Genomic DNA, 12,223 nt, shown 5'->3' with positions numbered 1-12,223 from the left:
TGAAGGGCACCAACGAAGACCTGGGCAAGAAGATGCTGGCCGAATCCGGCCTGCCAATCATCGCCGCTGACACCATGGAAGAAGCAGCCAAAGCCGTTGTTGCTGCCGCTGCCGGTAAATAATTAAGGAATCGATATGTCTATCCTGATCAACAAAGACACCAAAGTCATCACCCAGGGCATCACCGGCAAGACCGGCCAGTTCCACACCCGTATGTGCCGCGAATACGCGAACGGCCGTGAGGCATTCGTCGCTGGCGTGAACCCGAAGAAAGCCGGCGAAGACTTCGAAGGCATCCCAATCTACGCCTCCGTCAAGGAAGCCAAATCGGAAACCGGTGCGACCGTTTCCGTGATCTACGTTCCACCAGCAGGCGCCGCTGCCGCCATCTGGGAAGCCGTGGAAGCCGAACTGGACCTGGCCATCTGCATCACCGAAGGCATCCCAGTGCGCGACATGATGGAAGTGAAAGACCGCATGGCCAAAGCCGGTTCCAAGACCCTGCTGCTGGGCCCGAACTGCCCAGGCCTGATCACTCCTGACGAAATCAAGATCGGCATCATGCCAGGCCACATCCACAAGAAGGGCCGCATCGGCGTGGTATCGCGCTCCGGCACCCTGACCTATGAAGCGGTGGCACAGCTGACCGCCCTGGGCCTGGGCCAGTCTTCGGCAGTTGGTATCGGCGGCGACCCGATCAACGGCCTGAAGCACATCGACGTGATGCGCATGTTCAACGACGATCCTGACACCGACGCTGTGATCATGATCGGCGAAATCGGCGGTCCGGACGAAGCCAATGCCGCACGTTGGATCAAGGACAACATGAAGAAGCCAGTGGTTGGCTTCATCGCCGGCGTCACCGCTCCTCCAGGCAAGCGCATGGGCCACGCTGGCGCGCTGATCTCCGGCGGCGCCGACACCGCGCAAGCCAAGCTGGAAATCATGGAAGCCTGCGGCATCAAGGTTACCAAGAACCCATCCGAGATGGGCCGCCTGCTGAAGGCAATGCTGTAATACTAGCTGTATGATGACGGGGAGCCTCGGCTCCCCGTTTTCGTTTCCAAACCCGGTAAACCTGGGTCAGACCCAAGGGTCAGACCCTTGGGTCTGACCCAGGTTTACCGGGTTTAAAAAAAAGGAGAAAGACTTGGCAAAACTCCTCGTGATGCGAGAAGGCATAGTGGAACAGACAGTGCAGCTCACCAAAGAGCGCATGACCGTTGGCCGCCATAAGCATAACGACATCGTCCTGGCCCACCCGGCGGTCAGCGGCGAACACGCCATTATCACGACCATCCTGGACGACTCCTTCCTCGAAGACCTGCAAAGCACCAACGGTACCTTTGTCAACGGCCACCGCATCGGCAAGCACTTCCTGCAGAACAAGGACGTGATCAAGATGGCCAAGTACCACCTCGAATTCATTGCGGACGGCATCCGTCCGCTGGCGGCGCACGCCGCCACCGTTCCCGCCATGCCGGCCCCGCCGCCGGCGCCCGCCACCGAGGCCGCCCAGCTGCCGCTGGCGCATATTGAAGTCCTCAACGGCAGCAATATTGGCAAAACGCTCAGCCTGACCAAGGCCGTCACCAGCCTCGGCCGCCCGGGCGTACAGGTGGTGGTGATTGCCCGCGCCGTCGACGGCTATTCCGCCGCCCACGTGGAAGGCGACAAGTCGCCCCTGCTGAACGGCGCCCCCCTGGCACGCCAGCCGCAGCGCCTGAAATTCGGCGACGTGCTCGACCTGAGCGGCATCCAGATGGCGTTCCGCGCCGGCTGACGGGAATTGTCATGCGGCGCCGCCGCAAACTGACAAAACCTGTGAGCCGCTTGACCAAAAGCGTCACTCTATCCGCTTAAAAGTGACGGTTTCTGTCCGAAACAGGCGTTTCCATTAGCAAAAAAAGAAGGCACGGGGATTGCTCATACCTAAGTACCCAACCAAGTGTTTTGGTTCTTAACTGAGGAGTTACAAAATGAAATCCCTGAAAATGATCAAGCGCCAGGCACAAGCCGGTTTCACCCTGATCGAACTGATGATCGTTGTGGCCATTATCGGTATCCTGGCCGCCGTCGCCATCCCCGCCTATTCCGACTACACCCTGAAAGCCAAGATCGGCAGCGCCATGGGCGTGGCCGACGGCGTGAAGACCGCGATCGGCGTCTGCGTGCAGGAAAACGGCGGCAAGCAAGCTGGCTGCACCCCTGACGCAGCGGGCGCCGCCATGGGCATGCCAGTCTTCAACCCAACCAAGGAAGTTAAATCGGCCGTCTTCACCCCGGACGATGGCGCAGGTCCTGCTGCCGGCGTCCTGGTACTGACCCTGAACGAACTGGGCAAAGGCGTCGCCGACAACTCCACCATCACCTACACCGCCTGCGGCCTGGGTGGCGGCAAGACCAACGTGACCTGGAACATCACCACCAGCGTGACCGAGAACGTGCCAAAAGCTGCCATCATGAAGAACGATCCGCCAGCCTGCAAATAATAGCTGACACTGGCAAACGAAAAACCGGGCTTCGGCCCGGTTTTTTTATTGCTTTTGACAAAAAGTGTCACCCGGAAACTGTTGCACTGACGAAATTTGCTACTTTTAATTTAATACTAAATATTTTCCTGACAATTTTTGTCAAAAAACCCAGAATTTGCACAAAAAATAAGCTGGCACGGCGATTGCTCTAAGTCATGTGTCTTACCCAACTTCCAATATTGACTTAAATAGGAGCAGTAATTGAAATCCCTGAAAATGATTAAGCGTCAAGCTCAAGCTGGTTTCACCCTGATCGAACTGATGATCGTTGTTGCCATCATCGGTATTCTGGCAGCAGTTGCTATCCCAGCCTACTCTGACTACACCCTGAAAACCAAGGTCGGCGCCGCAATGGACGTTGCAAACTCCGTCAAGACTGCAATCGGCACCTGCGTGTCGGATAACGGCGGCCTGCAGAAGGATTGCGAACTGGGTAAAAATGGCGTTCCTGCCTTCAACCCAACCAAAGAAGTGAAGACCGCTGTCTTCGCTCCAAGCGATGCGGAAACCGCAGCCGCTGGCGTGCTGACCCTGACCCTGAACGAACTGGGTAAAGGCGTTCCAGACAATGCCACGATCATCTTCACCGCTTGCGGTCTGGGCGGCGGCAAGACCAACGTGACCTGGAACATCACCCACAGCGACACCATCAAGTCGGAAGTTGCGAAAAAAGCGATCATGAAAAACGATCCGCCTGCATGCAAATAATAGTTAGCGCAGCATAAAGAAAACCGGGCTTAGGCCCGGTTTTTTTTATCTCAACTGACATGAAGCAGGGGGCTGCCGCGAGCGGGTAAGCTGGCACAGGGATTGCTTTCTAACAAGGATATTACTTAGATCGCAATATTGACTTAAAAAGGAGTGGCAATTGAAGTCCCCCAAAACGCGTCAAGCGCAAGCCGGTTTTACCTTGATCGAGATGATGATTGTGGTGGCCATCATCGGTATTCTTGCGGCAGTCGCAATTCCATCTTATGTCGACTACACCATGAAAACCCGGATTGCCGCTGCCTTGTCCCTCGCGGACTCTGTGAAAACTGCAATCGGGGCTTGTGTCCATGAAAACGCTGGTATCCAGGATGGCTGCACCCCGGATGACAAAGGCGCAGCGTTGGGTATGCCTAAGTTCAACCCCACCAAGGAGGTTGCTGAAGCAAAGTTCACTCCCGGCAGCGCGAGTTCGCGCGGCACGCTGGAACTGAAGCTGAACAGGCTGGGTGCCGGCGTCGATACCGGTTCCACCATCACATTCACGGAGTGCGGCTTGAGCGGTGGCAAGGCCAACGTCACCTGGAACATTTCTACTTCTGTTTCAAAAGATGCCATCATCCCGCACACATTAATCCTAAAGAATGACCCTCCCGCGTGTGTTAACTAGCGCCGTTTTTTGGGCACCTACTGACAAAAAAAGTAGGTGCTAACGTCTGTGTGTGACCAGATTCGTCAGCTCATCAGGAAGAAACTGACAGATTTTGACTAAAAAACGGGCATTTTGTTGATTAAAAAAGAAGGCACGCGGCTTGCTCATACTCAGGTGTCTGACCCAATTTTGTTTTATCACCTGAGGAGCCGCAAATGAAATCCCTGAAAATGATCAAGCGCCAAGCACAAGCTGGTTTCACCCTGATCGAACTGATGATCGTTGTGGCCATCATCGGTATCCTGGCTGCAGTCGCCATCCCAGCCTATTCCGACTACACCCTGAAAGCCAAGATCGGCAGCGCCATGGGCGTGGCGGACGGCGTGAAGACCGCAATCGGCGTCTGCGTGCAGGAAAACGGCGGCAAGCAAGCTGGCTGCACCCCTGATGCAGCGGGCGCCGCACTCGGCATGCCGGTCTTCAACCCAACCAAGGAAGTTAAATCGGCTGTGTTCACCCCGGACGATGGCGCAGGTCCTGCTGCCGGCGTCCTGGTACTGACCCTGAACGAACTGGGCAAAGGCGTCGCCGACAACTCCACCATCACCTACACCGCCTGCGGCCTGGGTGGCGGCAAGACCAACGTGACCTGGAACATCACCACCAGCGTGACCGAAAACGTGCCAAAAGCTGCCATCATGAAGAATGACCCGCCTGCCTGCAAATAACAGCTAGCGCTGGCAAACGAAAAACCGGGCTTCGGCCCGGTTTTTTATTCGCTCACACGATCTTCTGGCGGTCGGCCAGCATGGCCTCGTATGTCAGGTTCTGCAGCAGGGTAAAGTGCGCCGGATCGAGGCCGGTGAACTGCACACCGTAACTGAACACGTCCTTCCCCTCCACCTTCTGCGACTGCGCCACGCTGGCATTGCGGATGAGGGCCTGGGTATTGATCAGCACCTGGCGGTTGTCGGGCGGCGCCAGCAGGGTAAAGCCCAGCTGCACCACATCGCCTTCGCGGCTGATGGGCTGGGCCGATTCGATCAGTGCGCCCGAAACGCTCAGGTTGGTGATGAAGACCGATGCATGCTGGCCATCCTCACGCGTCATCTGCGCCGGGATATCGACCTTGACCCGCATCGCCGCACGCAGGCTGGTGCCCTGGATGTCGGTCGGGAAGCTGATATGGGCATACATGAGCGGCCGCAGGAAGACGCGCTGCACCACCGAGGCGAAGGAACAGACGTTCACACCGGAGAACACGCGCACCGTCAGCTTGTCGCCCTCGCTGATCGCGATCGGCATGCCATTTTCCTGCGGGATCTTGACGATCATGTACTCGTCCTTGACCCAGCCGATGACGGTGGAGAAATGCTGGATGGGACGTAAGGTACGATGGGTAATCAGCTGGATGCGCCCACCCACCTGCAGGTTCATCTGCTCAAACGCGTATTCCTGCAATTTGCTTTCGCCCGCCATCGTCGTTATTGTCCATTCGTAAGCAATTGCTCATTGTACAATAATGATAGGCACTAACTGTTATTTCGATGACAGGGCTGTCCAGTGCAGGCCAACCAGGTGGTAGGGGTCTGGCTGCAATCGGCTGCAGTTGCCGGTGGCGCAAGCCTTTTTCGGCCCCAACAGCCAGCCGCCGTGCTCCCGGTCGAGGAATTGCTGGTCAACAAATTCCTGTGTTTCATGGTAACGGCGGACCATGTCCGGCCGCCCCGGCAGCGCCAGGAAGGCGCGCATCGCCTCGGCCTGCGGCCACCAGTACTTGTTGCGGTCCACCTGCCCGTTCGGATAGGCCCGGTTGAAAACGCCGCCCTCCTGCTCGTCATAGCCGGTCGCCACCGCATACTTCAGCAAGCGGTCCGCCACGTCGGCATAAATGGGCGGCAAGCCACGCCGCTCGGCGCTGCGCAGCAGGTGGCTCCACTCGAACTGGTGGCCAAAGTCGATATAGCCATCGCCGTCCTGCAGCGGCTTCCAGTGCTTGTCATACCATTCCGGGATATAGGCGCCGCCGCTTGGCAAGCCGACCATCAGCTTGAGCAGCACGAAGTCGCCCAGCTCGCGCGCATCGCCCACCACCGACTGGTCGCCGGTGGCATCGATCAAGGCCAGCAAAGCCTCGAACATATGCATCAGGTGGTTCTGCGAATTGCGGCTGTCGCCCGCCGCAAAGTCGCGCGGCGCCGACATGCGCAGGCCACCGTCAGGATGGCGCAGCTTGTCGCGCACATCGCGCCACAGCGCCAATGCCGCATCCTTGTACTTTGCCTCGCCGGTCACGCGCCCAGCGTGCGCCAGCGCCAGCAGCGCAAAAGCATGGCCGTAGGTATTCTTGCCGGTGCTGACCGGCTTGCCGGCGGCATCGACCCGCTGGAAGTAGCCGCCAAACTCCGGATCGCGGAAGTACTGCAGCATGAAATCGGCACCGCGCCGCGCCGCCTCCAGGTAGCGCCGGTCGCCGGTCGCTTCGTAGCCGACCAGCATGGTGTAGACCACCCGGCTATGCAGGGTCAGTTCGCCGGTGCCGTTGCGGGTCGGCTGCCAGCCGCGCTCGAACTCGCCCTGCATCAGGCCCGAAGGCTGCGGCGCCAGCGCCAGCCAGCGCTCCACTTGCGCCTTCAGGTCGGCGCGGTGCCATTCGACGTTCGCTACGCTGGCCGCGCCGTCATCCTTGCCGCTGTCGCAGGCGGCAAGCACAGCGAGGCAGCAGGCGAGGGCGGCGCGGCGCAGCATCAGGCTTTCCAGTCGCCGGATTTGCCGCCGGCTTTTTCTGTGACGCGGATATCGGTTATGGTCATGCCGCGGTCGACCGCCTTGCACATGTCGTACACGGTCAGCAGGCCGACCTGCACCGCCGTCAGCGCCTCCATTTCCACACCGGTCTTGCCGTAGGTCTCCACCTGGGCGCGGCAATGAACCGCGCTGCTGGCTTCATCGGTGGTAAAGTCCACGGCAACGCGGGTCAGGGCCAGGGGATGGCACAGCGGCACCAGGTCAGCCGTGCGTTTGGACGCCATGATGGCCGCGATGCGCGCGATGCCAAGCACGTCCCCCTTCTTGGCAGTTCCCGATAGAATGAGCGCCAGCGTTTCCGGCTTCATGCGGATGCTGCCGGTGGCGACGGCAATGCGGTGGGTTTCGGCTTTAGCGCCGACGTCGACCATATGGGCCTGTCCGGCAGCGTCGAAATGAGTAAGGTGTTCGGTCATCGCGAGAGTCTCTTGTTGAACGGGTATGATAGCACTGTGAATGCACTACATTTTCGCCGTCCCCTGCTGGCGGCATTAGTTTCCGGTTTGCTGATGGCGGCTCCGGCCGGGCAGGCGCAGCCGCAGCCGCAGCCGCAGTCCGACTTGCCGATGCTGGGCGACGCCTCGCGCGAGGACCTGTCGCCGGTGATGGAAAAGCGCCTGGGCGAAGAGATCATGCAGGGTTTGCGCTTTGAACGCGACTACCTGGACGACCCGCCCATCATCGAATACCTGAACGCCTTCGGCTCCAAACTGGTGGATGCCCGGCCCGGCGCACGCGGCGACGCCAACCTGGACTACTACTTCTTCGCCATCCGCGACAAGAACCTGAACGCGTTCGCCATGCCCGGCGGCTATGTCGGCGTGCACTCGGCGCTGCTGCTGGCGGCGCAGACCGAGTCCGAGCTGGCCTCCGTGCTATCGCACGAAATCGGCCACGTGGCGCAGCGCCACATTGCGCGCCAACTGGGTGCGCAGAAAAATGACGCGCTGATCCCGCTGGCCGCCATGCTGCTGGCGGCGCTGGCCGCCAAATCCAGCCCCGATGCCGCACTTGGCGTGTTCATGGGCGGGCAGGGCCTGGCCATCCAGCGCCAGCTCAATTTCGGCCGCGATGCCGAGAGGGAAGCGGACCGCGTCGGCTTCCAGATCATGAACGCGGCCGGCTATGACGCCAGCGGCATGGTGGCTTTCTTCCAGCGCATGCAGGCCAGCACCCGCCTGTACAACGACCTGGTGCCGCCATGGCTGATGTCGCACCCGCTCACCACTGAACGTATCGCCGACATCCAGGCCCGCATCCGCGAGCAGGTATACCGCCCGCGCGTGGACGGCATGGACTTCCACCTGATCCGCGCCCGCGCCCGCGTGCTGCAGGATGTCAGCAGCAAAGGCTTGTCGGAAACGGAAGCCGTGTTCAAGAACCAGCTGCAGCAGCCCGGACGCCAGAACGTGGCGGCAGGGCAGTACGGCTTGGCCATGCTTGCGTTAAAACGCTCAGAATACGGCGCCGCGCAGGAGTGGCTGGACAAAGCACGCGCCACCATCGACAAGCCGCCGGTGGCGGGCGCCTTCAGCACGCCGATCCCGAAAGGGATTACCGATTCCGCCCTGGCTTACATGTCGCTGGAGATCAAGCTGGCGCAAGAAGACAAGCCGGAAGTAATCGCCGCCGCCATTGAGGAAGCGAAGGCCGCTCAAGCGCGCTTCCCGCTTTCGCGCGGCCTCGTGTGGCAGTACGCAGACGCTATGATCAAAGGCGGCAAGTATGAGGATGCTTCGCGCTTCCTGCGCGACCAGCTGCAGATGTACCGCCGCGAGCCGGAGCTGCACGACTACATGGCGCAGGCTTACGCCAAACAGGGCAAGATCGCCCTGCAGCATATTTCGCTGGCCGAATCGTACGTGCTGCTGGGCGGCGTGCTGGCCGCGCTCGACCAGCTGGCGCTGGCGCGCAAGGCGCCCGACGCCACCTACTACGACCAGTCGGTGATCGACGCCCGCGAGCGCGAATTGCAGGCCAAGCGTCGTGAAATGATGGGTGACAAGAAGAAGGAGTGACGTCTGGTCCCGGACTCAAGGCTGCGGCAGGCGCTGGAAGTGGAACGTCTGCGGCACGTTGTCGCGTGCGATAGCCGCCAGCGGCACGGCGCGCCCGCCCACGCGCAAGGTAAGGGGAGACAGGCCGGCAGGATCGCTGGCCGCCGCATCCAGCCACGCCAGCAAGGCGTTATCGCCCACCGGGCGCCCATTCAACTCCAGCTGTGGCAGCACCTGCGCGAAATCGCGGTCATCCAGTTGCGCCAGCACCTCGCCGCTGCGCAGCAGCAGCTCGCCCGCCTCGGTCAGCCAGGCCGCATCGATCTCGCCCAACGGCGCGCCCGTATGCAGCACGAAGCCGTGCACCGGATCGGTGCGTGCGATGAAAGGCGTCGCCTCCAGGTTCAGGTACACGCGCTGGGGCCCGTTCTGGAAATACCAGCAGCCGCGTTCATCGCTCTGGTAATTGCGCGTGATGAAGCCCACCAGCGCCGGATTGGTCAGCTTGTCGCCCGCCTCATTGAAATGCTGCGCGCGTTCATCGCGCATGCGCCAGTTGCCGCGCGCATCGAGCGCCAGCCAGCCATAGCAATGCGGCACATTCGGCCACTTCGCCATGGCCTGTACGACTATTTCATCCATCCGTTCAAGCCTCGCACAAATCGGTAGTTTCAGTGGCGGTGAGGAAGTTCAGCATGCGCAGTGGCAGCCAGTCCAGGCTGCCCGGCAAACGCCCTGTGGCAAAGCCCACGTGGCCGCCTTGCTCCGGATAGTCCAGCACCACATGGCGCGATGCCTGGCGCGGCAGATACTGGCCCGGCATGAAGGGATCGTTCTGCGCATTCAGCACCAGGGTCGGCACCGTGATATCGGTCAGCACATGTTTGGCGCTGGCGCGGTCCCAGTAATCGTCCGCATCGCGGTAGCCGTGCAGCGGCGCCGTCACCACGTTGTCGAACGCGTACAGGTCGCGCGCCGCCAGCAGGGCGTCCAGGTCGAACAGGCCTGGGAACTGGCGCAGCTTGGCGACGCATTTCGGCTTCAGCGTCTGCAGGAACATGCGCGTGTACAAGCGGCTCAAGCCGCGCGACAGGGCGCTGCCGCCCTGCGCCAGGTCGAGCGGCGCCGACACCGCGCACGCGGCATCGACAAATTCCGCCTGGTGCTGCGACTCGCCCAGCCAGCGCAGCAGCACATTGCCGCCCAGCGACACGCCGCACGCGTAGAACTTGCCTGTGGCGCGCGGATGGAGGCGGCGGATGATCCAGTCGAGTTCGCCCGAATCGCCTGAATGGTAAAAGCGCGGCGCCAGGTTCGGCTCGCCCGAACAGCCGCGGAAATGCGGCACCGCGCCGGACCAGCCGCGGCGCGTGATTTCCGCCATCAGCGCGCGCGCGTAATGGCTGTCCGACGACCCCTCCAGCCCGTGGAACAGCACCACGAACGGCTGGCCCGGCTGGCCGTCGACGAAATCGACATCGATAAAATCGGCATCCGGCGTTTGCCAGCGCTCGCGGCGGAAACGCACCTCGGGCTTGGCGATGCAGGTCGCCGGATAAATGGTTTGCAAATGGCCACTGGGCAGCCAGAAAGGGGCGATGTAGTTCATGGCGCGGCTGGGATCGTCCCAGCGGGTGCGATCCCCTTTGTTTTAGTGCAGAATTTGAGCGCGCGGATCGACGGGAACGGCTCCCGGCGCTACAGAGACATGATGCAACACAATGCGCCAACCCTTCGGTGTCTTGACGTACACATTGGTCGCAATCAGGTGCGCCGGCTCGCCGCTCGCCGCGGTGACGCCTTCAATGACAGTATGCACCGAACTCATCAGGTTGTGTGTCTCGTGCAGCTGGGACGGGCGGATCTGCAGCCCGCCGTGTTCCAAAATTGCACTCCAGGAGGCGCGGATGGCGGCATGGCCGATCAGGCGCGCACCGCCCGGATGGACGCAGACGATTTCCTCATCGTCCGCCCACAGCGCCATCAAGGCCTCCAGGTCGGCCCGGTTCAAGGCATCGTAAAAGGCCGCTTCGACTTCTGCCGCACTGCCATTCTGGTGTTTACGCGCTGCCATCCGGGCTCCGGGGATTTGATTAATGGTGGCCGACTTCAGTACCAGGCTTCAGCTTGTACTGGGTACCGCAGTAAGGGCATTTGGCTTCGCCATGCTTAAAGTCCAGGAACACGCGCGGGTGCGAAGACCACAGCGGCATGGCCGGATTCGGGCAGTGGGCCGGCAGGTCTTTACCATCGAGTTCGACTGGCTGGGTGGCGTTGCTCATCTTATAACACTCCGCTATATCAAAAAGCTCGATTTTAATCCATTCGAGCAATGATAAGAATCTGCCGGTAGAATGTCGGCTTTCCCAAGCGGCGCCCAATGCAGCCGTGGCAAATACACCACATGAGTCATCCCGATAGCGAGCCCGATGTCGCGGCCCACCACGAACCCTCCTGGCGCGCCGGCCTGAAAGACGGCACGCCGACCCTGTTTGGCATTGGCGCCTGGGGCCTGGTCGTCGGTGTCGCCATGGTCAAATCGGGGCTGACCGTGATGCAGGCGCTGGGCATGACCCTGATCGTCTTTGCCGGTTCCGCCCAACTCGCCTCGCTGCCCCTGATTGCCGCCGCCGCCCCGATCTGGGTGATTTTCCTGACCGCCGTCGTGGTCAACCTGCGCTTCGTGATTTTCGCCGCCCTGCTGGCGCCGCACTTCGCCAAGCTGCCCGTGCTGCGCCGTTTCCTGCTTGGCTACGGCGCCGGCGACATGACGACTGCCATGTTCCTGCAGCGCTACCCGAGCGAAAAGCCGGAGGAGGGCAAGGTGTCCTACCTGCGCGGCCTGCTTTACCCCAACTGGTTCGCCTGGCAGGCCGGCTCGATTGCCGGCATCTTCCTCGGCAGCGCCGTGCCCGCCGAATGGGGCCTGGGCTTTGCCGGCACGCTGGCCATTGTCTGCATCACCGTACCGATGGTCGCCACCCGCCCGGCGCTGGTTGGCGCCCTGGTGGCCGCCGTGACGGCCGTGCTGGCGTACAAGATGCCGTACAAGCTGGGCCTGCTGGCAGCGGTGATCGTCGGCATGGTCACCGCCATGGTGGTGGAAGAACAGATCGAACGAAGGAAAGCAGCCCATGACTGAACTCGAAATCTGGCTCACCATCCTCGCCATGGCGCTTGCCACCGCCGTGACCCGTTCCTCGTTCTGGGTGATAGGCGAGCACGTCTCGATCCCCACCCGCGTGCAGGAAATGCTGCGCTACGCCCCCTCGTGCGCGCTGGCCGCCATCATCGGCCCCGACCTGCTGCTCGACACGCAAGGCGTGGTCGAATTCAGTTTCCATAATTACAAACTGCTCGCCGGCGCCGCCGCCATCGCCTACTACCTGGCCCGCCGCAACATGCTCGAGACCATCATCTTCGGCATGGCCTGCTTCACCGCCCTGCGACTCCTGCTGTCCTGAGATTGGGGGAGATTCGGGGTCAGGTCTGGCAATCGGACAAATGGTGCCCTTGGGCACCAT

Annotated in this window: 16 protein-coding genes and 1 pseudogene; 10 read left to right on the top strand and 7 right to left on the bottom strand. The window is 61.2% G+C overall.

Annotated elements, in window-relative coordinates; all coding sequences use genetic code 11:
• The 7 genes and pseudogenes from sucC to ACE3TQ_RS26145 all read left to right on the top strand — a co-directional run.
• Positions 1-122, top strand: a pseudogene (gene sucC, locus ACE3TQ_RS26175) (succinate--CoA ligase subunit beta); the annotation flags it as partial.
• A gap of 13 nt (positions 123-135) precedes the next feature.
• Entirely contained in the window at positions 136-1,017 is an 882-nt protein-coding gene (sucD, locus tag ACE3TQ_RS26170; protein ID WP_374586575.1) for a succinate--CoA ligase subunit alpha, read from the top strand.
• 133 nt (positions 1,018-1,150) lie between these two features.
• On the top strand, positions 1,151-1,783 hold the full coding sequence (locus ACE3TQ_RS26165) for an FHA domain-containing protein (RefSeq protein ID WP_374586573.1): 633 nt from the start codon (positions 1,151-1,153) through the stop codon (positions 1,781-1,783).
• A gap of 196 nt (positions 1,784-1,979) precedes the next feature.
• Entirely contained in the window at positions 1,980-2,492 is a 513-nt protein-coding gene (locus ACE3TQ_RS26160; RefSeq protein ID WP_374586571.1) for a prepilin-type N-terminal cleavage/methylation domain-containing protein, read from the top strand.
• Positions 2,493-2,735: 243 nt separating this feature from the next.
• Positions 2,736-3,242, top strand: coding sequence for a prepilin-type N-terminal cleavage/methylation domain-containing protein (locus ACE3TQ_RS26155; RefSeq protein ID WP_374586569.1), 507 nt, complete (start codon positions 2,736-2,738; stop codon positions 3,240-3,242).
• 160 nt (positions 3,243-3,402) lie between these two features.
• Positions 3,403-3,912 carry a prepilin-type N-terminal cleavage/methylation domain-containing protein gene (locus ACE3TQ_RS26150; RefSeq protein ID WP_374586568.1) on the top strand — a complete coding sequence of 170 codons (510 nt, stop codon included), beginning with the start codon at positions 3,403-3,405 and terminating at the stop codon, positions 3,910-3,912.
• A gap of 197 nt (positions 3,913-4,109) precedes the next feature.
• Positions 4,110-4,622: a prepilin-type N-terminal cleavage/methylation domain-containing protein gene (locus ACE3TQ_RS26145; protein WP_374586566.1), complete on the top strand. Its 513-nt coding sequence runs from the start codon at positions 4,110-4,112 to the stop codon at positions 4,620-4,622.
• A 52-nt stretch (positions 4,623-4,674) separates the two neighbouring features.
• Here the strand turns inward: ACE3TQ_RS26145 and ACE3TQ_RS26140 are convergent, their stop codons facing one another.
• Genes ACE3TQ_RS26140 through moaC form a run of 3 tightly spaced genes read right to left on the bottom strand, consistent with a single transcriptional unit; the run spans position 4,675 to position 7,118 of the window.
• Complete coding sequence (locus tag ACE3TQ_RS26140) at positions 4,675-5,373, bottom strand: flagellar brake protein (protein WP_374586564.1); 699 nt, start codon at positions 5,371-5,373, stop codon at positions 4,675-4,677.
• 60 nt (positions 5,374-5,433) lie between these two features.
• Positions 5,434-6,642, bottom strand: coding sequence for an AGE family epimerase/isomerase (locus tag ACE3TQ_RS26135; RefSeq protein ID WP_374586562.1), 1,209 nt, complete (start codon positions 6,640-6,642; stop codon positions 5,434-5,436).
• Positions 6,642-7,118, bottom strand: coding sequence for a cyclic pyranopterin monophosphate synthase MoaC (gene moaC, locus ACE3TQ_RS26130; RefSeq protein WP_374586560.1), 477 nt, complete (start codon positions 7,116-7,118; stop codon positions 6,642-6,644). Before moaC ends, ACE3TQ_RS26135 begins: the two co-directional genes overlap by 1 nt.
• Positions 7,119-7,211: 93 nt before the next feature.
• On the opposite strand from moaC, the gene ACE3TQ_RS26125 reads away from it, so the two are divergent.
• Positions 7,212-8,720, top strand: a complete 1,509-nt coding sequence (locus ACE3TQ_RS26125; protein ID WP_374586577.1) for a M48 family metallopeptidase — start codon at positions 7,212-7,214, stop codon at positions 8,718-8,720.
• A 15-nt stretch (positions 8,721-8,735) separates the two neighbouring features.
• Here the strand turns inward: ACE3TQ_RS26125 and ACE3TQ_RS26120 are convergent, their stop codons facing one another.
• From ACE3TQ_RS26120 to ACE3TQ_RS26105, 4 genes are read right to left on the bottom strand one after another with little or no spacing between them, the layout of a single operon-like run.
• A complete protein-coding gene (locus ACE3TQ_RS26120) occupies positions 8,736-9,341 on the bottom strand; it encodes a DUF2946 family protein (protein WP_374586558.1) in 606 nt (201 codons plus the stop codon).
• Positions 9,342-9,345: 4 nt separating this feature from the next.
• Positions 9,346-10,308 carry a YheT family hydrolase gene (locus tag ACE3TQ_RS26115; RefSeq protein ID WP_374586556.1) on the bottom strand — a complete coding sequence of 321 codons (963 nt, stop codon included), beginning with the start codon at positions 10,306-10,308 and terminating at the stop codon, positions 9,346-9,348.
• A gap of 42 nt (positions 10,309-10,350) precedes the next feature.
• Positions 10,351-10,773: a nuclear transport factor 2 family protein gene (locus ACE3TQ_RS26110; protein WP_374586554.1), complete on the bottom strand. Its 423-nt coding sequence runs from the start codon at positions 10,771-10,773 to the stop codon at positions 10,351-10,353.
• Positions 10,774-10,792: 19 nt separating this feature from the next.
• Positions 10,793-10,981, bottom strand: a complete 189-nt coding sequence (locus tag ACE3TQ_RS26105) for a zinc-finger domain-containing protein (RefSeq protein ID WP_374586552.1) — start codon at positions 10,979-10,981, stop codon at positions 10,793-10,795.
• A 122-nt stretch (positions 10,982-11,103) separates the two neighbouring features.
• Between ACE3TQ_RS26105 and ACE3TQ_RS26100 the strand changes: the two genes are divergently transcribed.
• Together ACE3TQ_RS26100 and ACE3TQ_RS26095 are read left to right on the top strand one after the other, a co-directional pair.
• A complete protein-coding gene (locus ACE3TQ_RS26100; protein WP_374586551.1) occupies positions 11,104-11,841 on the top strand; it encodes an AzlC family ABC transporter permease in 738 nt (245 codons plus the stop codon).
• Positions 11,834-12,163: an AzlD domain-containing protein gene (locus ACE3TQ_RS26095; RefSeq protein ID WP_374586549.1), complete on the top strand. Its 330-nt coding sequence runs from the start codon at positions 11,834-11,836 to the stop codon at positions 12,161-12,163. The genes ACE3TQ_RS26100 and ACE3TQ_RS26095 overlap by 8 nt, the downstream gene beginning before the upstream one ends.
• Positions 12,164-12,223 lie beyond the last annotated feature (60 nt).

The organism is Pseudoduganella sp. (genome assembly GCF_041914865.1).
In the GTDB taxonomy this organism is placed as follows: Bacteria; Pseudomonadota; Gammaproteobacteria; order Burkholderiales; family Burkholderiaceae_D; genus Rugamonas.
The sequence above is the reverse complement of the archived record's forward strand: the minus strand, read 5'-3'. Positions and strand labels throughout refer to the sequence as shown.